This is a genomic window from Steroidobacter agaridevorans, from assembly GCF_009932555.1.
Lineage (GTDB): Bacteria > Pseudomonadota > Gammaproteobacteria > Steroidobacterales > Steroidobacteraceae > Steroidobacter > Steroidobacter agaridevorans.
In genome coordinates, this window is record NZ_BLJO01000001.1 from 250,472 (window position 1) to 273,262 (window position 22,791).

Consider the following 22,791-nt stretch of genomic DNA (forward strand, 5'->3'; position numbering starts at 1 on the left):
AGAGTGCGTTTGACGCGCCGGTGGCTCGGCGTCGCGCCGAAGAGTGCGTTTGACGCGCCGGTGGCTCGGCAGCGCCAGGGTGGGGGTGTCTCCTTCCGGCACCGGGCGCCCGCCGGAGCGCATTGCGCTCCTCGCGTCACGTCCATGATGAGCCCTGCTGTTTCGGCCCCATCCATGTGCCGAAAAGCTGCCGGAAGGAGACACCCCCACCCTGACGCCGCCCGATATCGCGAAGGCAGGCACTAGCAAACGATGGTGGGCATTTGTCCGCTGCGCCGAGAAGCTCCCTGAACAAGCCTCCGCCGCCGCCCGATGTCGCGGATGAGCTTGCAGGCTTGAGAGGCAAGCACTAGCAAACGATGGCGGGGTTTGGATGTGCTCGGAAGCTGCCCGATATCGTAGATGAGCTTGAAGCGTCGAAAGGCAAAGAGCGTGCTTCGTTGTGAGCTCTGCTCTTTGTCTCAAAGCGCAGCCCACATCTCGGGCAGCGTCAGGGCCGGGGGTGTTCTCCCGGCAGCTTCGAAAAGCATGGACCTTTCGTAGCAGCGCTACAGGGACGTACAAGCAGGGCGCCCGCGACAGCGGGAGCGAAGCGTGCGCAGGCGGGTGCGCGGTGCCGGGAGAACACCCCCGGCCCTGGCGCTGCCGAACCACCGACGCCCTCTTCTCCGAAAAGCTAAGGAGCCGCCGGCTGCGGCAAATATTTCTTATGGCACCCTTCGCAAGCCTCGTAAATTGCGTTTCCCGCCTCCGAAACACCCTCGATGTCCTTCGCCTGCGAAGCCGCGTACGCCTGAGCCGCCGTATCAATCAACATATGTGAGAAGCGCGACCACTCGCCCTCATCAACCGCACGCCCCGGGATCAGCAACAGATTCCCCGACTCAGCGAGTGCAAGCGCCGCCCGTTCCACACTCACCCACTGCTCATCCGTCGTCGGCGGCTCGGCAGCCGCATTGAAGACCGCCTCCGACGCAGGGATGGTAATAGCCACCATCACCTGACGACTCGGCCCGACCACCTTGAACGAAGGCGCACCCGCAGCCGGAGCCGCCTCAGACCTAACCGGTGCGGGTTTAGAACAGCCAGCCGAAAAAACGCCCGCCACCAATCCCACAGCCATCGCCCATTGCCATCGCCCGAGCATGACAACTCACCTCATGTCGCCGGAGTGTTTTCCGGTGTGACCTTGCGTTCGACGTCGTGATACAGGATCTGCCCCGATGCGGTCTTCGCATATTTCAACGAAGCGCCCTTGCTGCCGTCGACCTTGGGATTGCCGACCACCGTAATCTTGTCGCCCGGTTTGAACGTCGTGCGGGACCACCCCTGGCGCGCGCCGATGTTCGGGCCGGAGCTTTCGAAGTCCCACGTGCCGCCCAGTTTCGGGTTCTTCTGGTTGTCGGGCACCTGCACGATGATGTGCACGTGAGGCTGGCGCCAGCTGTACTCGACCACTGTGCCTTCCCAGGTCCACACCTGTTTCTGATCGAACATCGCAAACGAATGGTGAGCCAGCGTCGCCGACGCGGCGAGAAGCGCCCCCATGCCAAGGAACAGTCGAAATTTCATGTTGTCACTCCAAAGCAAATTCTCATGCCGTCAACGTCCAGCCCAACGGGCGCAGATGCTCCAGGCTGCGCCTGGCTTCGCGCGTGAGATCCACGCCCGGCCCGCCTTCGCATTCCACGTTGAAAATGGGCTTGTCGATGCGCGCAGCGGCGCGATAGATGCCTGCGAAGTCGATCTGACCGTCGCCAACGGTCGCCGCCTTGCCCGCCTGGGTCCAATCCTTCAAATGAAAGCTCACGATGCGCGCCGCATGCCTATCGATCAAAGCCACCGGATCCGCGCCGCCAGCGGCGACCCAGGCGACATCGAGCTCGAACCGAATCGTCGGCTCGGTGTGGGCGAGCATGAACTCGAATACGTTCTGCCCTTGCAGCGACCGATAGTCCGGACCATGACCGTGATACGACAGGCCGATGCCCGCCTTGCGCGCAATCTCGTTCGCCGCATTGAGCGCGTCACACATGCGCCGCACGTTATCCAACGACTGCATGTTCGTTGGACCCGACGCTGCGACGACAGCCCATTCGCAACCCAGATCGCGAGCGAGCGGTACGTTGACCCGCGTGAGTTGCACGATGCCGGTCGGCGTATATACGGCGTCCTGCGCTTCGCTGATCGAACCGCCCGGTGCACGAAACGCGCGCACCTGATCGTTGCCAATGTGCATCGTTCGCAGGGCCAGGCCCAACTCCGCCGCACGCTTTCGGACCAACGCCGGTGAGTGCCCCATCAGACCTGCGAACTGAATCGCCTCGTAGCCGAGCCCGCGCGCGATTACCATCGCTTCGGAAAACTTATCCCAGCCCTGCGTCGCCAGGGCATTGAACGTGAAGAACTGAATGCCGAGCTCATAGCGACGCGTATCCGACCTCGAGACGCTCGAGTACGTCATCATCGCCGCGCCCAGGCCGCCGATCGCCGTTGCGGCCGCGCTTGCTCCGCCGACCGCAGCTGCGCCCGCGCAACGTAGAAAGTCGCGTCGCTGCATATTCATTCTTTACTCTGGATCTGCGGCGGCTCTTCGGCCGTCTTCGCACGCTCCGGGTCGCTGGAATCGCAGAAGTACTCCAACGCATACGCCTCCGGCGACGCCTTGTAGTACGTGAACGAATACGTGTGCGGCTTCACGAAAATCTTCGGGTCAGTCCAGGTGAACGTCACTTTCAAACGTTCACCGCCATCGACGAGCTCATAGCGCTCGACGAGATGCGAGCTCTCACCGCGCACGCCACCGCCCGGCACCATGGGATTGCCGCGATCGTTGAAGCCGACGGTGTCCACGACCAGCACGTTGCCTTCCCAGTGCCCGATGGAATGGCCGTTGGTGGTCGGATCGAAAGCATCCATGTCCGGATGCGGACGGCCATCGAGATAGATGTGACGCGCCGAGGACTGCACTTCCGCCGTGATCGCCAGCTCCTTCTTGGACTGAATCAGATCCAGCGGCGCGGAGTCGCCCATGATGAACGGCGTGCCGAGCGGATGACACCAGCGCGATGCATACGTCATGATCATGCCGTCCTCGACCTTCGGACGATTCGCTTCGGCCAGGCGCTTGCCTTCGGCAGTCACCTCGGCCGGGGTGACCTTCTTGCTATCGTGCTTCAGTTCCCAGAAGCCCGACAGATCCGGCGTCGCACCGACTGCGATGCCAGCCGTGCCCAGCGCGATCAGTCCCAACGCGAGCGAGCGGGACATGACTTTGTTTCTAATGCTCATGATGTCCTCGATTACTGCGGCAGCTGGCCGGAGAGCTTGATATCGCGTGACGACGAGCCGACGAGGACGCCCCTCGCGCCCTCGGCCTTGCGCCAGCCGCGATCCGCCTCAGACCAGTACGATTGCTGGCGCGGCGTCACATGCACCGTCACCGACTTCTGTTCCGAGGGCGCGAGCGCGACTCGATCGAACCCAACCAGCGTCTTCGGCGCCATCGGCACCGGCGCTTTTGCGGGACGCTCGAGATAAACCTGCGGCACATCGGCGCCGGCGACCTTGCCCGTGTTCCGCACGGTGAAGCTGACATCGAAGCCGTCGCCGCGCGGCGTGACGTTCAAGTTCGAGTAGGCGAACGTCGTGTATGAGAGACCGAAACCGAAAGGATGCAACGGCGCGATCTCGAGTTCATCGAAATGACGGTACCCAGTGAAGATGCCTTCCGAGTACACCACCTGTTTGTTCACGCCGGCGTAGCGCTCCGGATGTTTCGGATCGAACGCCGCGACATCGGAGAACTTCTTCGGGAACGTCATTGCCAATCGGCCACCGGGATTGGTCTTGCCGAGCAGCACGTCCGCCGTCGCCCAGCCGCCCTCCTGCCCCGGATACCCCATGTACACGATGCCCTTGACCCGATCGCGCCAAGGCATGTCATGCGGACTGCCGCTGTTGAACACAACGATGGTTCGCGGATTCACACGCGCGACGGCGGAGATCAGTTCGTCCTGATCGTTCGGCAATCGCAGCGCCTGATCCGGATCGTCGAACTCACCGCTGCGAGCCCACGCGAATATCACCGCTGTGCGCGCTTGCTTCGCAGCCGCCACGGCGTCGGCGATGTTTTGTTTGCGCATGGCTGGGGTGACCCAAGCCAACCGCACCTGCAGTTTCGAATCGGGCTCGGCCTGGCCTTCGACTTCGATGGCATATGACTTACCGGCGACGAGTTCCACGCTGTACTGCGCGTTGTCCAATCCATCATTGGTCGGCACGACGCTCGAATACTTGCGAGGAATGCCATGCCCGAAACGCACAGCCGCCGAGAACGCGCGAGGCTGTCCATCGACCTTGAGCACGCCCGTGCCACCCCAGCTATGAATTTGCAGCGCGTATGTGCCGCTCTCATTGACCTTGAGCGTCCCGCGCCAGGAATAGCCGCGCCCCACGGGCAAAGCTTTGTCTCCGGTGAAGCTCACACCCGCATCCACGCCCATCGGCGTCGAGTCCGAGGCACGACGCAATAACCCAGAGCCTTGCGCACCTTCCGGTGTCAGGAACTCGGCCGGGATCGCCGCGCCCGTCAGCTCATCGCCAACGACGTGCTTCAACGGCGTGCTCGAGCCCAGCGAGCGCTGTAATGCTTCGCGAGGCGAAATGAAGCGCGACTCAAACCCGGAGATGCCCGGACCGATGGCCAACTGCTCCGCCGTCGGACCGATCAGCAGCACGTCGCCCACGGCCTCGGCGCTCAACGGCAGAATGTTTCCTTGGTTCTTGAGCAGCACTGCGCCCTCGCCCGCCAGCTTGCGAGCAAAGGCGGCGTGGCCTTCGACATCGATCTCGGTCGGCCCCGGCACACGAGTACCGTTCAAGAAACCGAACTTCTCCATCTGCGTGAGCACACGCCCGACCGCACGATCCAACGCCTCGGTGCGGACTTGTTTACTGTCCACCGCAGCCTTCAATCGCGGGCCCCACTTGGCGCCTTCACGACCGGTGGGATATTGCGGCCCCACGCCGGGCATCTCCATGTCCAGGCCCGCCACGATGGACGGCGTGCTCCGATTGGCGTGCCAGTCGGAAACGACAAAGCCATCCCACTTCAACTCATCGCGCAACAGGCCGGTGAGATTTCCCGGGTTCTCGGCGTTCCAGAACCCATTCGTCTTGTTATACGAGGCCATGACCGAAGCCACTCCCGCCCGCAGCGACGCCTCGAAGCCCGGCAGGTAGATTTCATGCAGGGTGCGCTGATCGACGATGAAGTCGAACCCCTCGGCGCCATGGATGCCGCCGCCCTGATTCAGCGACTGATTGTTGGCGAGGAAATGTTTGGCATTCGCCATCGTGCCGGTCGACTGAATGCCGCCGATCTCCGCGGCGGCGAGCTGGCCAATGACGAAGGGATCCTCGCCGAAGCTCGTGACGTTGCGGCCCCAATTCGGCAACCGCGACAGATTGACCATCGGTCCAAGCAGCACATCGTTGCGAGTGGCGCGCGACTCGCGCCCGAGAATCTCGCCATACTGCTTCGCGTACTCTCGACTGAACGTCGCTGCGAGCGTGATGGGCTGAGGCAGCGCCGTCGTTTCATATCTCACATAGACGTTTGCCGGACCATCCGCCATGCGCAGCGGCGGAATGCCCAGACGCGGCACGCCGGCGATGTAACCAGCGCCGCCGTTATATGCCGGATCGCGCGATCCCTGCACCATCGTCAGCTTCTCATCGAGCGTCATCTGCGACACGAGCGCTTGCACGGCCGGTGAGAAGCCGCCCGTTGCATCCAGCGTGCTCGCATTCGCCGTCGCCGCCACTGACAGCGTTGCCAAAATTAATCGCAGCGCGTTCGCTCGCATCGACACTCCAACCAGGATCGATCAGGAAAAGTCGAGTCAGGCCGGGCACCCTCGTACCCGGCGCCAACCCGCAGGGCCATTCCTAAATAAACATGGATTACTCGAAGCGGAAGCCGAACGTCAGGCCCCACTCCCGCGGCCGGCCGAGCGTGCCGTTGTCCATCTGATCCGTCGGAATGTAGAAACCGTTGATGCGGTAGTACTCATTTGTCAGGTTCGAGCCGAACAGCGACACATCCCACTTGCCATTCGGCGCGGCATACATGATGCGGGCGCTGAGCAAGCCGTAGTCTGGGATCACCGACTTCTGAATGTCAGCAGCCGTATCCACTTCGTCCTGCCAACCGTAATCGGCGCGGAACGTCAGACCGCCCGAAGCGAGAGCCAGGTCGTATTGACCGCCGATGCTGTACGACTTCTCCGGCGCATACGGGAAGCGCGCGCCGAGCGGAATCGCGGTCGACGTGCCGAGGTCGGTGTACTCCGAATCGATCCAGCCCGCGCCGTAGTTGATGGAGAAGTTGTCGCTGACCAGGAAGACGCCTTCGATCTCCACGCCCTTCACTTCCGCCTCGCCGGCGTTGGTGGTGGTCGGGAAGCGCGGAATGATTTCTTCGCTGACCTGGATGTCCTGGTACTGGCCATAGAACACCGAGGCATTGAAGCGCAGGCGGCGCTCGAACAGATCCGAACGCAGACCGACCTCGTAGTTCTTCAACGTTTCCGGATCGAAGCCGATCGCCAGGCCGTTGACGTTGTTGACGCCGCCCTGGTTGAAGCCTTCCGAATACGTCAGATAAGTCATGATGTCGTCGTTCCACTGGTACTGGAACGACAGACGTGGCGCGATGTTGGTCCACTTGTCGCCCAGCGCCGTGCCCGGGCGAGCCGGACCACCGTTGGTCTCCACGCTCAGCACCGGCGAACAACAAGCCACGGACACCGGCGTCTCCGGCGTGTACTGCGCGTTGGTGACTTCGTCCTCGTTGTAGCGCGCGCCGGCCGTAATCGAGAACTTGTCGGTCACGTCGTAAGTCCACTCGGCGAACACCGCCCAACCTTCGGTCTTGGTGTAGGACAGCTGGTCGATCACCGGCGCAAAGAAGAACCCGCCGACATACGCCGAGGCCAGCGCATTGCGAGCCGGATCGACTTCGCGCTTCAGATCGTTCGCCAGCCAGTTGATGCGGCGACCGTAGGTTTCGTTGTTGTAGTAGTACAAGCCGTTGGTGCCGTGAAAACGGTCGCCGCTGAACAGGAACTGCAGCTCCGCACTGGTTTCTTCGGGCTCGCTGTAATTCGCGCCGTCGAAGATGTGATACGGCGTACCGTCGAAGTCCGCATAGGCGGTCGTGCGAATCTCACGGCGGCTGCCGATGCCCTTCAACGCCCAGGTGTCGTTCAACTCGTAGTTGATCTCCGTGGAAAACGATTTGACCTTGGTGTAGAGCTCGGGACCGTTGTAGTCGCTGGCCGTCTTGCGCTCCTCGCGGGCGCCATAGACGTACTCTTGATCGATCGGCAGACCCGCCGCTTCATAGATGCAAGGGAAGTTCGGCGCGCCGCCCGGGAAGTTCGCCGGCGGATTCGGATCGCCGGGGCACACCGGGTTCAATGCCCACACCGTCGAGGGATTGCCGTTGGTGCGCATGTCGTCGTAGCCCGCCGCAAAGCGCCAGTTGAACGAATCCGAGGGCTGCCACAGCAGATCCAACCGGCCCGTCGTATCGTTCTGGCTGCCGAAGCGCTTGTCGACGGTCGTGCTCGGCACGAAACCGTCGCGCGACAGTTTGGCGGCGGTGATCTTGGTCAGGAACGTCTCGCTCAGGGGAAGATCGACGTTCGCGGAAACATCGAAGCGATCGTACGAGCCGACCGTCGACTTCACGCGCGCGCCGAACGTGTCCTGAGGCCGCTTGGTGATGTATTGAATCGCACCGCCGATCACGTTCTTGCCGAACAGCGTGCCCTGCGGACCGCGCAGCACTTCGACGCGATCCACTTCGACGATGTTCATCAGTGTGCCGGCGCTGCTGTTCGACGCGATGCCGTCGACATAGACGCCGACGTTCGGCAAGCCACGCATGCGGAAGCTGCCGCCCTGCCGGCCGAAGAAGTTGGTGCTGGCGATCACGACGTTCGGCACCATGCGGTTCAGGCCTTCAGTCGAATCGATGCCGCGCATCTCCAGATCTTCGGTGCCCATCGCGGTGATGGCGATCGGCACTTCCTGCAGGCTCTCCTCACGGCGGCGGGCCATGACCATCACTTCTTCCAGGCTGCCGCCGGATTCGGCCGTGTCGTTGACTGGAGCGACCGTATCCTGCGGCGCTGCAGCCAGGCCCGACGATGCGGTCAGCAGCGCCAGCCCACACAGGCTCAGCGATTTTCTTGGCATGCGAAGCATTGCGTTTCCCCCATGATCACAGATGTTTTCGGAGCTACTGGAAACAAAAACGTATGGTTCGCTCCGTCACCGACATTCTGGTCGGCGATGTTTTCAAGCTTCCGCCAACGCGGCCTCGAGCTTGCGAGGCGCGGTCTCGCGTAGAAACAAACTGACCACGACGCCGGCGCACAGACCGATCAGCGCCATCGTGAGCACGTGCTGGATTCCGTAGGTCTGCGCGACATTGCCGGCGATTGCGGGCGCAATGCCGCCGCCGAAGATTTCACCTGTGCCGATGATGACGCCGGCGGTCGAAGAGATGAGTCCGCGAGGCGCCGCTTCGGCTGCGATCGGTCCCGTGATCAATCCCAGCAAACCGAAACAGAAGAAACAGCAGACGAACAGCAGCGCAAACAACAGCGCCGGATTCGGACCGACGTGCATGAAGGCGTACAGGAACGCGGCGCCCAGGACGAAGCCGCCGACAGCGACGAGCTTCCTTCCAAGCAGATCCGACGCACCGGGCAACACGACCTGACCGAGGAAACCGCCGAAGCCGATGGCCGACGTTACAAAGCCCATCTGCACCGTCGTGAGCTTCAGGTAGTCGACCAGGTAGTTCGGCACCATGGCGCTCAACACGAAGATGCCGCTCATCGCGCACATCAGCGCGATCATGCCGAGCTTCACGTTCGGATGTTTCAGCAGATCGCCGAGCGGCGCACGCTCCGCTTTTGCATTCGCGCCGACAGTCGCCGGCTCACGAATCGTGCGCCACATCAGCAAGCCAAGAATCAAGCCGGGAATCGCGACCAGCACGAACACCCAGCGCCAATTCACGACTTGCAGCAGTTGCGTGGCGATGATGGGACCGAGCGCCAGACCCAGCAGCGGAAACGCGCTCTGCTGTACACCGAGATTGAAACCACGACGCTTCGGCAACGAGGCGTCGGCGGTCGCGGCGAAGCTGGTGGGACAGAACGATCCTTCCGTGATGCCCATCAGCGCGCGAATGAAGATCAAGCTGGTCAGGCCCTGCGCGAAGCCGCTCATGCCCGACAGCAACGAGAAGCCGATGATGGCGGGCACCAGGATCTTGCGACGACCGAGCCGATCGGAGAGACCGCCGGCCACGATTGCAAACACACCCCACGCCAGCCCGAGCGCGCCGATCAGATTGCCGAGCGCCTGATAGTCCAGGCCGAGATCCTGCATCATCGATGGAAACAACGGCGCGATGATCCATCGATCCAGTCCCACCAGGCCGAACGCCAGCGTCAGCAGCGTGACGGCCTTCCATTCATACGACGTGTCCCACTGCCCTTGCGAATTGGTCATCGCGCATCCCCCGAAAGCTGTTGTATGGAGGCGGCATGACCTTGCGCCGCCCTTATGTCATTGGTCGCCGGCGCCCATCTGCGATGAGCGTTACTCGAACGTGCCGCCCCACTTCCAACCGTCGGCGGGCCGCTCGATCTGGTTCAGACGGATTTTGTGATCGGTCTCCTGCCGGCCCGGAGCGCCGGTGATGATCACGACATCGCCGGGCTTCAGCGACTCACGCGAGGCCTGGCCATCTTTGGCCAGCGCGCCGGCCGCGGCCCATTCGACGGCGTAGCGCACGTCCTTGCCGTCCGGTCCGGGCGCCAGCACGATGATCATCGAGTGCGGATTGCGGAACATGAACTGCACCACCTTGCCCTTGATGGTGACGGACTTGTCGATGTAGTACGTCGCCGGGAAGGAGTGATGCGCCAGCGAAGGCACGGCGGCCGAGAGCAAGGCGGCGGCGACACAGCCGCTCACAATGCGTGAGATCGAACCCATGGTGTTTCCTCTTCGAAGCGATCTGCTTGAAGCGTTAAACGAAACACTCGGGGCCGTGTCGACAATTCTTGTCCGGGCGCGGACCGGTGCAACGTATTAACTCCAGGCAATCACGCCCTACCCGGAGATCCCGATGAAATATTTGATCGCAGGCGCGGCGGGCCTGCTGCTGGCCGCCAGCGTCGGCCTGGCCGGCGGCGCCAACGACCTGCCCGCCAACAAGGCGCTGGTGGAGCAGTTCTTCCGTGCCGTCGAATCGCGCGACAAGCAGACCGTGACCAGGATCGTGCGCGAGGACTACATCCAGCACATGCCGAATATTCCGTCCGGGCGGGCGGCGATCCTCAATTACATCGACATGATGACGCCCAAGGGCAAAGGCGCGATGCCGAAGTTCGCCCGGGTCGTCGCCGAGGGCGACCTGGTCGTCGTGCACTTTCGCCGGGAAGATCCCAACGGCCCGGTCGCGACCATGGAAATCTTCCGGATCCAGGACGGCCAGATCGCCGAGCACTGGGCGGTGACCGAGGCCATTCCGCCGGAGGAGAAATCTCGCAACAAGAACGGCATGATCTGAATGCATCACGGGGCAGCGCCGTCGCTGCCCCGTGACCTGTCGATCAATAACGATTGCTGACGATGGGACAACCCGGGAAGTAGTTGCCTTTCGCAAGCTCGGCCGCGCACCGCTCGCGGGCCCGCTGCACACCGCCCTTCACCATCTCGATCACCTCTGCGGGCTTCATGATGCCCATGTGGACGGTCGAGAGCGTTTCCACATCGAGCTTGTAGTGCTCGACAGTGTCCATGTAGTTGTCGCCCCAGAACTGATAGTCCTTCGCGGCCGTGGCCATGTCGCCTTCCACGAACACCTTGGACGCCGGCACATACGCGAACACCGCGTCGGCCATGTGCGTGTTGGCTCGCGCCCAATACAAATCGACGGTCGCCTTCGAATCCGACATGCGCAGGTGATCGTCGAAGCCGCGGAACTTGAACGGCTTGCGGTTCTTCTCCAGCGCATCCGGATAATCCGGCGCACGCCGCTCGGCCATCTCACGAAAGATGCCCTCGTTGCCAAAGCGGGAAACGACGGTGAGGCCTTCGGCAATGCCGACGCGGAATCCCGCCGTGTGATCGAAGTGATGATGCGAAGGAATATATTCGGTGAGCGGCTTGCCCGGCACCAGGGTGCGCGCCTTGTCGATCGCCGCCTTGGCTGCGGCGTGGCTGCCGCCGAGCTCATAGATCGCGAGATGATCGGCGAACTCGAACACGGTATTGCCATAGGGGGTCAGACGCCATACACCAGGGGCGACCTGCGTCGCTTCGGATGTGACGACGGGATCCGCATCGGATGCGGAGCGCAGAGCCTCCGGCGCTGCGAGATCGGCGATCTGGGTGTCGACCACATAGTCATCGACATACATCTTGAAGTAGTCGACGTTGCGCCAGTCGATGCGCGTCACGTAACCCAGCGGCATCTTCAGGCCGCCATACGGCGCGTAGCCGCTGAGGTGCGTCGTGAGCGTCACCTGGCCGAGATTGCTGTGCGGATTTTTCCAGCGCACCCAGGTCGGCAGCTTGGAACGGTTGTCGATGGCGAAGCTCAGCTTGTCACCCTGCTTCAGGGTGAGATCGAGCACGGTGAGATCGCCTTCCTTACGCGGCGCGCTGAGTTGGTTGGCCGGGTCGAGGGCCGCACGCACCAACGCCACCGGATTGTTCAACATCCACATGCGGCGCATGTGCACGCCATCGATATGCAGCGGGCTTTCGATCCACTTGCGCGAGCGGACGAACTGGCCCTCGCGCCCGGTCTCGTAACCGATGTCGCCGTCGAGCACCAGATTGGACTGTGCATAGGCATGGCCGAAGATTGCCGCGAACGGGAACAGGAAATTGCGCCGTTCCAGCTGCTGGAAGCGGCCGTGCTCCAGGTCGTAGACACGCTTGAGATCGTTCGCTGCCTGATACTTCTGCGGCGCCTCGGGCGAGCCGCTGATATTGCCGCCGCCGAACATATAGGCGTACTGGCCATAGCCGGACAGTGTGATGTTTTTAACCGAGCGCACCCTGTCGAGTCCACCCAACGCTTCGGCCGCGGCCGTCACGATTGCCTTGTCGTCGCTCGATGCCCGCGCCTGCAGCGCCCCGAGTGTCAGCGCGCCCGAGAGCAGCGTCGCGAGCACATGAACCAATCGACTTCTCATTGTTCCCCCGAATGTCATGCGTCCAATGTCATGCCGGTTTCGTAATCGACCACGCGGCGCTCGACGCGCAGCGGCCCGATCAAACGTTTGAGCTGCTCGTGCAGCGGATGGGTTTCGTAGGCCTGCAGCGCCGCCCAGCTGTCGAACTCGCAGTACAGAACCAGGTCGGCCGAATCGGAGACCTGCGACTGATCGCGCCCCAGCTCGACCCGCTGCAGACCATGAATGCCGTTGCGCATGGCTTCGATGGCCCGCGCGATCGATGCCAATTGCTCGGCGCGCTCGCCATTCTCGGCGGCTCGCAAGCGCCACATCACCAGGTGCTTTACCATCGCGGAACTCTGTTCGTACTTTGTCTTCATAGGCCGGCCTTCAGGCGTGCAACGAGCTGCCTCACCATGGCTTCGCCGAGTTCTTGGGGCTCGGTAACAGTAAACGCATTGGCATAGTAGGAACCGACATCGTGGCCGATGCCGATGGCCAGCAGCTCGATGCTCCCGTCGGTTTCCAACGATTCAATGACCGAGCGCAGGTGGCGGTCGAGGTAACCGAAATCGTTTGCTGACAGCGTGGCGTCGTCGAGCGGCGCGCCATCGGAGATGACCATCAGGATTTTTCGGCGCTCGGGCCGGCGACGGAGCCGCTGGTGAGCCCAGAGCAGCGCCTCGCCGTCGACGTTCTCCTTGAGCAGGGATTCGTCGAGCATGGCGATGAGCTTGCGGCGCGCGTGCCGCCATTGCACGTCGGCGGATTTGTAAATGATGTGATTCAGGTCGGTGAGGCGACCCGGGTTCGGTGGCCGGCGCTCGGCGATCCAGCGTTCGCGGCTGCGCCCGCCCCGCCAACGTTGAGTTGTGAAGCCGAGGATTTCTGTCGTGACTCCGCAGCGCTCGAGCACGGCGCCCAACTGCTCGGCACAGACGGATGCGATGACGATGGGCAGTCCTCGCATCGAGCCAGAGTTGTCGATCAGGATCGTGACGGCGGTTTCGGGCCAGTCGGTGTCGGTTTCCTGTTTGAATAACAACGGCAGTAATGGATCGCAGACCACGCGAGCGAGCCGGCCGGCGTCGAGCAGCCCTTCTTCACAATCGAAGGTCCAGGATCGGCGTTGGCGTGAGAGCAGGTAGCGTTGCAGGCGATGGGCCCAGCGGCTGATGTTTCCGCGCGATGCTGCTGACAGATCTTCGAACCGATGCGTCAGTTCCCGACGCTTCGCGTCGTCGATCAGGGACGATGCATCGACGACGGCATCGAACTCTCGGGTGAAGACGCGATAGCCGGCCTCGCCTGCTTCACTGCCCGTTGCTCTTGGCACGATCCGGCCGCGAGGTTCATTGCTGATTCGACGCAGGATGTCGACGTGCAGGGCCTCGGCTTGCACTACCGCCGACTCGGGGAACTGCGGTCGCTGCGCTTCTTCGTTCGCGTCGGATCGTCCGCTCGGCTCCGGCTGCGCCGCCGCTTCGGCCTCGCTCCGCTCGCCGCGCGCCATCTCCTCCGCGAACCTCGCCGCCTCAATCCCAAACGCTCGCTGGTCATGCAGCAGTTTCGCCAGCCGCGACAGCGCCAAACTCACCGACCGTTCATCGTGAGAATGCGGCGGCAACCTTTGATCGAAGCAGCTCGTCGCCGCCTCGATTAATGCTTGCTGCGTACTCTCCGACTGCTGCGCTCGATGAGGCTGCGCCTCCGAGCCTTGTTCGAAGCAGTTCCTCGCAGCCTCGATCAATGCGTGCTGCGTACTATCCGATTGCTGCGCTCGATATAGCGCGGCGAGGTTCGCGCGCGCGCCTGGAAATAGCCGCATGCCGAGCGCCTCGACTCGACACTGCTCGAGCGCATCATACAACGGCGCGGCAGCGCCGGCGGGGCGCAGCTCCGCGTGGAGCGCGGGGTCGCTGAATCTCAATCGGAAGGCGTGCGCATCGACGCGGCCGCGCCAGATGGCAAGCGTCGAAGAATCGCTCGGCAGCTGTCGGATTGCGCCAATGAGCGCCGCCGCTCCCGGCGGATCAGCAGCATCGCTGATCGCCTTCAGCGTCGTCAAAGACGCTTGCTTGAGCCGCCCGAGCCTCTCCTCCTCGCCAACGTCGGTGCGGCTATCCAGAGCGGCGGCCGACGCAATCATCACGCCTCTCCGAAGCAGCGCTGATGCAGCTCCATCACCGCCACCCGCTCGGACTCATCGCATTTATTCAAGAAGCTCAACTCGAACGCGCGCCTGAGATCGCCGAAGATCACCGCATTCTCAGCCCACGAAAGCACCGCCCGCGGCGACATCACCGTCGAGATATCTCCTGCCACGAACGCATGTCGGATCAATCCAGCGAGCGTCACCATGGCCTCGATCGCCTGCGGCCACCTGTCCGCGAGAGCAGGCACCCGTGCACGCACAATGGCCATCTCCACGACCGGCTGCAGATAGTTCAACACCGCGACGATATGCCACCGATCCAGGTGCCCCTGGTTGATGAGCTGCGTGCCGTGATACAGCCCGCTCGCGTCCCCCAACCCAATCGTGTTCGACGTGGCGAACAGCCTGAAGCACGCATGCGGCGCAATGACCCGATTCTGATCGAGCAACGTCAGTGAGCCCTCCGCTTCCAGCACCCGCTGCAAGACGAACATCACATCCGGCCGCCCCGCGTCGTACTCATCGAAGATCAACGCGACGTTCCGGCGCAGCGCCCAGGGCAAGATCCCTTCCTGAAACTCCGTCACCTGCCGGTGATCGCGAATGACGATGGCGTCGCGGCCGATCAGATCGATCCGGCTGACGTGCCCATCGAGGTTGATCCGAACGCACGGCCAGTTGAGCCGTGCCGCCACTTGCTCGATGTGCGTCGACTTGCCCGTGCCGTGATATCCCTGCACCAGCACACGCCGGTTGTGAACAAAGCCGGCGAGAATCGCCAGCGTCGTCTCCGGGTCGAAGCGGTAGGAAGTATCGACCGGCGGCACATGATCGTTGCGCCGACTGAACGCCGGCACGACGCCATCACGGTCGATGCCAAACGCCGTCCGCAGCGACACCGTTGTATCCGGCAGCGCGAACAGTTCAGCATCGTCGCTCATCCCGCCACACCAATCCGCACGACACCGTCGACGACGGTCACAGGCACCGCTTCGAGGCTACGGTCTTTCGCCGGCCCATCCACGCACAGTCCGTCATGGAATCGAAACAAGGCGCAGTGATACGCGCACATGAGATGCCGGTCCTCGGTAACGAGAAACTCGCCCGGACGAGAATTCAGCGGCAGCGAGAAATGGGGACACAGGTTCACGTATGCCCACGCCTCGCCGCCGCTGCGCAGGACGATCAGCCGTAACGCCTGCGCATCGACACCGAAGCCAACCTCGATGCACCCGCCATCCGGCACCGAATCGAGCGAACACACTTCAGTGTCCGCTGCCGGGGCCTGCGGATGTGACTGCCAACTCACGCTCAGCGCGGGTAATGAGGAGGAATCTGCGCGTCCACATTGACCCACACCGACTTCGCTTCGGTGTAGTCGTGCATGGCTTCGAAGCCCATCTCCCGTCCATAACCGGAGCTGCCGACGCCGCCGAAGGGCGAGCCGGGATTGACGCGCTTGTAACTATTGATCCAGACCATGCCCGCCCGCATCGTGCCCGCCATGCGATGCGCCCGCTGCAGGTTCGTCGTCCACAAGCCGCCACCGAGGCCATACTCGGTCGAGTTGGCGATCGCGATCGCCTCGGCCTCGTCCTTGAACGTAGTGACCGAAACAAACGGCCCGAACACTTCTTCCTGGCACACGCGATCCTTCGGCTGCGCTTTGACAATCGTGGGCTCGACGAAGAACCCTTTCGACAATGCCGCTGCGTCCGGCTTGCGTCCGCCGGTGATGACTTCAGCGCCCTGCTGTTTGGCCACTTCGCAGTAAGTGAGCACGCTCTGCTGTTGTTTCTGCGAGGTGAGCGGCCCCATCTCGGTCGTGGAATCCAAGGGGTTGCCGAGCTTGATGGACTTGGCCAGCTTGACGAAGCCTTCGAGGAACGGCGCCGCGATGTCTTCCTGCAGCAGCAGTCGCGAGCCCGCGATACATGCCTGCCCTTGATTGTGGAAGATCGCGAAGGCGCTGCCATTGATGGCCGCCGGCAGGTTCGCATCGGCGAACACGATGTTCGCGCCCTTGCCGCCCAGCTCCAGCTGCACGCGCTTCAGATTGCCGGCCGACGCCTGCACGATGCGACGACCGACAGCCGTCGAGCCAGTGAATGCGATCTTCTGCACTCCCGGATGCTCGGCCAGATGCTGACCGGCGGTGTGACCGAAGCCGGGAATGATGTTGACCACGCCCGGCGGGAAACCAACCTCCGCCATGAGCTGCGCGATCTTCAACGTCGACAACGGTGTGATCTCCGCCGGCTTCAAGACGACCGTGTTGCCCGCCGCGAGCGCCGGCCCCATCTTCCAGCTGGTGAACATCAGCGGGAAATTCCAGGGCACGATCTGCCCGACGACGCCGACCGGCTCACGCTGCACGTAATTCAGGAAACCGGCTTCGACCGGCACCACGCTGCCTTGGTGTTTGTCGGCCATGCCCGCGAAGTAACGAAACGTCACGGCCGTGCGCGGCACGTCGAGGCCTTTGGTGTCGCGAATCGGATGCCCGGTGTCGATCGATTCAAGTTCCGCGAGTTCCTCCGCGTGCGCTTCGATCGCATCGGCAAGTTTGCCGAGCAAGCGGCCGCGTTGCATGGCCGGCGTTGCGCGCCACGCTGGAAACGCCTTCGTCGCCGCCGCGACCGCTCTATCCACGTCAGCGGCCTTGGCCTCCGCGACGCTCGCGATCACCGAGCCGTCGAAGGGATTGATGACGTCCAGGGTCGCGCCATCGAGCGCGTCGACGAATTCGCCACCGATGTACAGTTTGGTCTGCATTGTCATGGTCAACTCGTGGGCAATAGCGCCCCGTTGCCGTTGCCACCAGCGGCAACGGTGTGTCGTGCTTCGATTCGGAAAACAATCGGAGTCGGAAGCCCTCAATCGCCGTACGGCTCGGAACAGAGCTGCGGCTGAAGGGCCTCCGGTCTAGAACTCGACCGGGTACGGCTTCAGCTTGCCGCTCTCGTACAGCTGCGGCAGCTCGGGCGTGGCGTTCTCCCACACCAGCAGCATGGAGCGCTTCTTGGAGAAGCCTTGATGACGGATGTCCGCCGGCATGGCCGCGACATCGCCGGCCTTCATGATCACCTTGGCGCGCGGCGCACCGGTGTTCTTGTCCTCGATCTGCCATTCCAGCTCATCGCTCAGCTGGATGAACCATTCGACGCGATCGTTGCCGTGCTTGATCGGCAGGATGTATTCCTCGGTCGTCGGGCAGCACAAGCTGCGCTCGAGCACGGAGGACACCGAAGGATTCCAGGTCACATCGGAGCGCGACAGATAAGCGAACAAGCTGAACGCATGCAGCTCGTTCTCGAACCCAGGCTCGGCGTGAATCTCCGGCTCTTCCTGAGAAACATCGGCGAACGCGCGATTCACCGGATAGCCATTCGCATCGGTGCGCAGCTCGGCATCGCCCGGCAAGCCTGGCATGCGCTTGCAGGCCTGACGCTCACGCTCGATCGCGCCGCGATTGTTACCGCGCTTCTTGCCGAGCCAGCTCTTGCTCGTCTCATCCGGCGCGGCGAATGGATCGAAGCCTTCGTTGGTCCAGTCATCCAGCATGGCCTTGAAGGTCGCCATGATCTGGCGCGAATCGAACGTCTCCATGTGATCGAGCCCGCGCTCTTTGTACGCCGGGTTGTAGGTGCCGGCGTAGAACTCCACTTTGCCGTAGAGATTGCGCGTACCGATCATCGCATCGAAATTCACCCAGCCGTAGAAGAAGCCCCAAGCGACGTCGCGCATGACGGCGCGGAGGAACGCATCGGCCGACATCTTGTGGGAGAGCTGCTGGCCGTTCGCCTCCCAGCCGACGCGCACGAAATATTCGTCGCGGCTGAACGAGAAGCTGCCGAGCTGAAAACTGCGATAGCCGGTTTCGTTGCTCGCGGGTGACGCCACCACGTCCAATGCACTCATTCTCTCGCCCTCAGGTGTAACAAATCTCTCGCCACTTCTGCTTCGACAGCTCGCCTTCGATGGTCTGCAGCAGAATCACGCCGGGGCGCGCCGCCTTGAAGCGGTAAGCCGCGCCCTGCGGCAGCAACACCTGGTGGCCACGCTTGCACTTGACGTGTCCCATCCGTCGTCCGGCCGGATTGCCAGGCAGCAGGATGGCGCCCTTCTTCGAGGGCGGCCCCGCCGGAGCATCGAGCTTCACCAGCTCCACCTCCACCTCGCCGTCCATCACGATCGCGAACTCGTCATGCGAGGCCGCGAACCAGGGCGATGTGCCTTCGGCCCGCAGCGTCTCGAGCACGTAGCCCAGGTTGATCGCCACCACCACCTTTTCATACGCAGCCGAGCGCGCGGCAACGTCAAAGACGTTCGAGAACGCGTAGTTCTTCGGGCTGTCGTTGATGATCTCCAGCTCGCCCTTGGCGTAGTCCTGCAGCGAACCAAATACCGTTTGAAATTCCGCAGTCATCGTCTGGCATCCCCTGTTTCGTTGCTTTCCGGTGCGGCCTGCAGCAGCAGCGTGTCGCCCTGATCGATCAGTTTCAGGCCCAGCGACTCCTGCAGCAGGAAGCGCAACGAGCTCATATCGCCGATCTGCAGCACCCCGCTCACGGGCCGGCTGCCGACGCTCGCGGAGCTCACCTGCACCTTCCGAGGCGAGTAGCGGTTGAACTCGGCGATGGCATCGGCCAACGGCACCTGGTCGAACACCAGCTTGCCTTCGCGCCACGCGGTGATGCGCCTGACGTCAGCCGCTTGCACCTCGCCGATCCCGCCGCCGCCGCGATAGCTCACCGCCATGTTGGCGGTCAGATGCGGCACACCCGCGACCGGATCGGACGCTTTGGGCAGCACCACGACCGCGCCTTCGAGCACCGATACCGTCACGCCATCGCGTTTCATCTGAACACCGAACTCGGTCCCCACGGCGCGCACCAATCCACCCGCCGCTATCACCTCAAACGGACGCGAGGTGTCATGTGCGACAGAAAAGAAGGCTTCGCCCCGCTGCATCTCGATCCGGCGCGATTGGTCGGAGAGCTTCACGGTCAGCACCGTGTCGGTGTTCAACGTGACGGTCGAGTGATCGGCCAGCACGACGCGACGCTGCTCGCCCACCTGCGTCTGATAGATCTGCGTCTCGACGTGGTGCGTGAAGAAATACGCACCGGTCGCGACCATCAGGAGCACCGTCGCCGCGGCGCTGAACCAGATCGAGCGCTTTTCCCGGAAACGACGTGAACGTTCCTGAGCGGCCGCCTCGCGGGCGGCAATCGCCGCAACGAAATCGATATCGGCCTGCAATTCGGCCTCGGTGGCCAGGCCGCGCCCCATCGCCATCACCAGCTCGCATCGCATGTAACACTCGCGATGCTCGGCGGCCTGGTCGAGCCAGGCATCGAATTCAGCTTCGGTCTCGCGGCTGACCGGATGATCGTGCAGCCGGACGAACCAACGGGCCGCGGCGGCTTCCACCGCGCGGATGTCCGATGAGCTATTGGTTTTGAGGCCGCGGTCGCTCATCGCTCCGTCGTCCTCAATCGGCTCTGACATAGTTCCAACACCATGGCGATATCGCGCTCCACTGTTTTTGTGCTGACCCCCAGATGACGACTGATCGTCCGATAACTCATATTTTGTGTGACGTGCAGCAGGAACACTTGCCGGTGCCGCGGCGGTAGATCCAGCAGCACCTGCTTCACGACCTGCATGCCGTGATCCCAATCGATGATCTCGTCGGGCGACTCCTGTTCGCCGACCAGATCCACCAGCTCGTAGGGAATGTGCGTCGCGTACGAGCGCGACTTGCGCTGGCGAAAGCGGTCTCGCGCCAGGTTGGTGGCAATCTTGAACAGGAACCGGCGCACCTGGTCGTCCAGATGATCCAGATGCTCGACCCGCAACAGCCGGATGTAGGTTTCCTGCAGCACCTCCTCGGCGTCATCGCTGTTGGACAGCAGCCGCGTGAGGTACTGGAGCAAAGCGGTCCGGTGATGACTGAAGAGCCGTTCGACCAGCGCGGCCCGCTCGGCGTCGGTCATCGCCGCGGCCTCGGCATCGGCCTCGGGTCCCGCGATGGGCGCCCCGCCCGGCTCGTTCGCCTGGGGCTTGATGGCGCGCACCAGCTGCAGCTTGACCTTGGCAAAACTCATTGGACGGTACGTTCAGGACCCGTATTTCGACGCGGACATCGGTACATACGTAGCGGACGGTCCCGTGCCGACAATTTTTTCCAAATCTACGGCTCGCGCAGACCGGCATCGGCCGACAGGCGCACCAGATCGATGCTCGCCAGGCAGTCCGCGCGGCTTCGATAGCCCCGCCCGGAGTTGGCGATCTTGCGCCGCTGGGCATCCAGCAGGAACCAGCGCCACCGCTGACCGCCATCCTCGTACACGAAGTAAGTCGGTTGGCCGGTCGGGCCGCCGGCCAGCATCGGTTCGAAGACCTCCTGATCGTGCGACATGAGGCTACCCAGCCAGCACGAAATCGTGCTCGAGCAGCCAGTCCACCGCCAACGAGCGGTCGGTGTTGCGCTGATAATCGATGAGCAGCGAGTCTTTGACGCCGAACACCGCATCCGAGCCGATGTACTCATCGCCCCGGGTGAAGAGCTGCGTCGTGACAGACCGATAGCCCTCGGCGCTGACGATGAAATGAATGTGCGCCGGGCGCATCGGATGCCGCCCTGCCTTGCCCAACAGCTGACCGACGGGCCCGTCCACCGGCACTGGATAGGCAATCGGCTTGATCGTCCGGAACGCAAAGCCACCGTCCGCGGTCGTTCGCAGCTTGCCGCGGAAATTCATCTCCGGCTGGTTCTTGTCCTGAACTGCGTACAGCTGATTCGGCGAGGTATGCCAGATGTCCAGCTCGGCGCCCGCGATGGGCTTGCCATCGGTTGCGAGCACCCGGCCGCGAATCAACACCGTCTCGCCCTCGCCCGCGAGTGCAATGCTGCCGCCGTTCTCGATGTGCGGCGAATGGGGCGCATAGAACGGACCGGTGACAGCGGACTCGGTCGCGCCACCCATCGTCGCGTTGTTGAGATTGTCGACCGCCGAGCTCAGCCCGAGCGCATCCGACAAGAGAATGAACTCCTGCCGCGGCCCGACGCACGATTGACCGGTGCGCGTCAGAAAATCAATGGCCATCCACCACTCCTCCGGACGCAGCTCGACTTCATTGGCGAAGCCGTGCAGGTGACGCAACAGACTCTCGATCACTGTGTTCCAGCGTTCGTTATCCGTCCGGCTGTAAGCGGCGATGACTTGATCGAGCAGAAGCTGATTTGAATTGAATTGAGTCATGGGCTGGGCACGACCCCGTGGTAGGCGTCCTCGAGCAACTGCCGGATGGCATCGCGCGTAACCGGACGCGGATTGAAATAAGGCGTGCGCGTCGCGATCTCGGCGGCACGATCCAGATCTTCACGACTGAGTCCCAGCTCACGCAGCGAGCGCGGCGCGCCGACGGCGCCGCCCAAGGCATGAATGGTGCTGGCAATCGCCTCGGTGCCCAACGCGACCGTCAAGCGATGACGAGCATCCGTCGCGGCAGGCAAATTGAAGGCTGTGGCATACGGAAGCACGACAGCATGCGTTTCGGCGTGAGGCGTGTTGAACGTTCCGCCCAGCGTGTGACACAGCTTGTGATGCAAGGACATGCCGGTCGAGCCGAGCAGAATGCCGGCAAGGCAAGCGCCGTAGAGCATTTCTTCCTGCGCATCCAGGTCGGCCGGATTCGCACAGACCCTGGGCAATGCACGCGCGATGGCGCGAACGCCTTCCTGCGCGAGCGTCGACATCATTGGATTGGCGTTCTGCGCGTACAAGCCTTCGACGAGATGGGCCAGCGCATTCAGTCCGCTCGGCCCGGCGATCTTCGGCGGTAACGTCGCGGTCAACCCGGCGTCATAGACGACCGAGCGCGGCAGAACTCTTTCGTCCTTGCCCGTGCGCTTCACGCCATCGGTCGTGATGCCCCACACCGCCGTCATCTCCGAGCCAGAATACGTGGTGGGCACGGCAATGATGGGCAATCCCGTGTCGAGCGCGATGGCTTTCGCCAGCCCAATGGCCGATCCGCCGCCAATTGCGACACAACCGTCCGCTTCGACACTGCGTGCGTGAGCAACGCCGGCGGCGGCCACGGCAGCGGGCACGTGCTGAACGACCTTGTCGTAAATGCCAACACAACGATCACCCAGCGACGCGGCGACCTGCGCGGCAGTCTCTGCATGACTGGGGCTGACGATGATGAGCAGCCGTCGGCGATCGAGCACCGTAGCCTCTTCGCCAACACGCGCTCGACTGCCCCTGCCCGAGACCACTCTGAGACGTGCGATTTCAAATACAAAGGGTGGCACTCGACCCTCCAGCTGACGCTCCACCG

Annotated in this window: 22 protein-coding genes; 1 reads left to right on the forward strand and 21 read right to left on the reverse strand. The window is 62.9% G+C overall.

Features of this window, described 5'->3' with window-relative positions; genetic code table 11:
- Window positions 1-676: 676 nt before the first annotated feature.
- The 8 genes from GYH35_RS01140 to GYH35_RS01175 form a co-directional block, all read right to left on the reverse strand.
- On the reverse strand, window positions 677-1,147 hold the full coding sequence (locus tag GYH35_RS01140) for a hypothetical protein (protein WP_161827452.1): 471 nt from the start codon (window positions 1,145-1,147) through the stop codon (window positions 677-679).
- Between the two features lie 11 nt (window positions 1,148-1,158).
- Window positions 1,159-1,572 carry a DUF6152 family protein gene (locus GYH35_RS01145; RefSeq protein WP_161813987.1) on the reverse strand — a complete coding sequence of 138 codons (414 nt, stop codon included), beginning with the start codon at window positions 1,570-1,572 and terminating at the stop codon, window positions 1,159-1,161.
- A 22-nt stretch (window positions 1,573-1,594) separates the two neighbouring features.
- Entirely contained in the window at window positions 1,595-2,566 is a 972-nt protein-coding gene (locus GYH35_RS01150) for a sugar phosphate isomerase/epimerase family protein (protein WP_161827453.1), read from the reverse strand.
- Window positions 2,563-3,291 (reverse strand): hypothetical protein, encoded by a 729-nt coding sequence (locus GYH35_RS01155; RefSeq protein ID WP_161813985.1) that lies wholly within the window; start codon window positions 3,289-3,291, stop codon window positions 2,563-2,565. The genes GYH35_RS01150 and GYH35_RS01155 overlap by 4 nt, the downstream gene beginning before the upstream one ends.
- A gap of 11 nt (window positions 3,292-3,302) precedes the next feature.
- Window positions 3,303-5,843 carry a beta-glucosidase gene (locus GYH35_RS01160; protein WP_161827454.1) on the reverse strand — a complete coding sequence of 847 codons (2,541 nt, stop codon included), beginning with the start codon at window positions 5,841-5,843 and terminating at the stop codon, window positions 3,303-3,305.
- 124 nt (window positions 5,844-5,967) lie between these two features.
- The gene (locus GYH35_RS01165; protein ID WP_161813983.1) at window positions 5,968-8,277 is read right to left on the reverse strand and encodes a TonB-dependent receptor; all 2,310 of its coding nucleotides are present in this window, start codon (window positions 8,275-8,277) and stop codon (window positions 5,968-5,970) included.
- Between the two features lie 93 nt (window positions 8,278-8,370).
- Window positions 8,371-9,597: an MFS transporter gene (locus GYH35_RS01170; RefSeq protein ID WP_161813982.1), complete on the reverse strand. Its 1,227-nt coding sequence runs from the start codon at window positions 9,595-9,597 to the stop codon at window positions 8,371-8,373.
- 90 nt (window positions 9,598-9,687) lie between these two features.
- Window positions 9,688-10,086, reverse strand: a complete 399-nt coding sequence (locus GYH35_RS01175; RefSeq protein WP_161813981.1) for a DUF6152 family protein — start codon at window positions 10,084-10,086, stop codon at window positions 9,688-9,690.
- 133 nt (window positions 10,087-10,219) lie between these two features.
- Here GYH35_RS01175 and GYH35_RS01180 point away from each other — a divergent pair, with 133 nt between their 5' ends.
- Complete coding sequence (locus tag GYH35_RS01180; RefSeq protein WP_161827455.1) at window positions 10,220-10,663, forward strand: nuclear transport factor 2 family protein; 444 nt, start codon at window positions 10,220-10,222, stop codon at window positions 10,661-10,663.
- A 43-nt stretch (window positions 10,664-10,706) separates the two neighbouring features.
- On the opposite strand, the gene GYH35_RS01185 is transcribed toward GYH35_RS01180, so the two are convergent.
- The 13 genes from GYH35_RS01185 to GYH35_RS01245 all read right to left on the reverse strand — a co-directional run bounded on the left by GYH35_RS01185 (window position 10,707) and on the right by GYH35_RS01245 (window position 22,789).
- Window positions 10,707-12,299, reverse strand: a complete 1,593-nt coding sequence (locus GYH35_RS01185; RefSeq protein ID WP_161827456.1) for an MBL fold metallo-hydrolase — start codon at window positions 12,297-12,299, stop codon at window positions 10,707-10,709.
- A gap of 14 nt (window positions 12,300-12,313) precedes the next feature.
- Entirely contained in the window at window positions 12,314-12,631 is a 318-nt protein-coding gene (locus GYH35_RS01190; protein ID WP_161813978.1) for a Dabb family protein, read from the reverse strand.
- A gap of 26 nt (window positions 12,632-12,657) precedes the next feature.
- Window positions 12,658-14,430 (reverse strand): cobaltochelatase CobT-related protein, encoded by a 1,773-nt coding sequence (locus GYH35_RS01195; RefSeq protein WP_161827457.1) that lies wholly within the window; start codon window positions 14,428-14,430, stop codon window positions 12,658-12,660.
- Window positions 14,430-15,377, reverse strand: a complete 948-nt coding sequence (locus GYH35_RS01200; RefSeq protein ID WP_161827458.1) for an AAA family ATPase — start codon at window positions 15,375-15,377, stop codon at window positions 14,430-14,432. The genes GYH35_RS01195 and GYH35_RS01200 overlap by 1 nt, the downstream gene beginning before the upstream one ends.
- Window positions 15,374-15,745, reverse strand: coding sequence for a Rieske (2Fe-2S) protein (locus tag GYH35_RS01205; protein ID WP_202624011.1), 372 nt, complete (start codon window positions 15,743-15,745; stop codon window positions 15,374-15,376). The genes GYH35_RS01200 and GYH35_RS01205 overlap by 4 nt, the downstream gene beginning before the upstream one ends.
- 2 nt (window positions 15,746-15,747) lie before the next feature.
- Window positions 15,748-17,211 carry an aldehyde dehydrogenase family protein gene (locus GYH35_RS01210; RefSeq protein ID WP_161827955.1) on the reverse strand — a complete coding sequence of 488 codons (1,464 nt, stop codon included), beginning with the start codon at window positions 17,209-17,211 and terminating at the stop codon, window positions 15,748-15,750.
- A gap of 150 nt (window positions 17,212-17,361) precedes the next feature.
- Window positions 17,362-18,357 carry a hydroxyquinol 1,2-dioxygenase gene (locus tag GYH35_RS01215; protein WP_161827459.1) on the reverse strand — a complete coding sequence of 332 codons (996 nt, stop codon included), beginning with the start codon at window positions 18,355-18,357 and terminating at the stop codon, window positions 17,362-17,364.
- Between the two features lie 10 nt (window positions 18,358-18,367).
- The gene (locus GYH35_RS01220; RefSeq protein WP_161827460.1) at window positions 18,368-18,865 is read right to left on the reverse strand and encodes a cupin domain-containing protein; all 498 of its coding nucleotides are present in this window, start codon (window positions 18,863-18,865) and stop codon (window positions 18,368-18,370) included.
- Window positions 18,862-19,920, reverse strand: a complete 1,059-nt coding sequence (locus tag GYH35_RS01225; protein ID WP_161813973.1) for a FecR family protein — start codon at window positions 19,918-19,920, stop codon at window positions 18,862-18,864. Before GYH35_RS01225 ends, GYH35_RS01220 begins: the two co-directional genes overlap by 4 nt.
- Window positions 19,917-20,549: an RNA polymerase sigma factor gene (locus tag GYH35_RS01230; RefSeq protein WP_161813972.1), complete on the reverse strand. Its 633-nt coding sequence runs from the start codon at window positions 20,547-20,549 to the stop codon at window positions 19,917-19,919. Before GYH35_RS01230 ends, GYH35_RS01225 begins: the two co-directional genes overlap by 4 nt.
- 86 nt (window positions 20,550-20,635) lie before the next feature.
- Complete coding sequence (locus GYH35_RS01235; protein ID WP_202624013.1) at window positions 20,636-20,863, reverse strand: YegP family protein; 228 nt, start codon at window positions 20,861-20,863, stop codon at window positions 20,636-20,638.
- Window positions 20,864-20,867: 4 nt separating this feature from the next.
- Window positions 20,868-21,707 carry a dioxygenase family protein gene (locus GYH35_RS01240; RefSeq protein WP_161827461.1) on the reverse strand — a complete coding sequence of 280 codons (840 nt, stop codon included), beginning with the start codon at window positions 21,705-21,707 and terminating at the stop codon, window positions 20,868-20,870.
- Window positions 21,704-22,789 carry a maleylacetate reductase gene (locus GYH35_RS01245; protein ID WP_407700184.1) on the reverse strand — a complete coding sequence of 362 codons (1,086 nt, stop codon included), beginning with the start codon at window positions 22,787-22,789 and terminating at the stop codon, window positions 21,704-21,706. Before GYH35_RS01245 ends, GYH35_RS01240 begins: the two co-directional genes overlap by 4 nt.
- Window positions 22,790-22,791 lie beyond the last annotated feature (2 nt).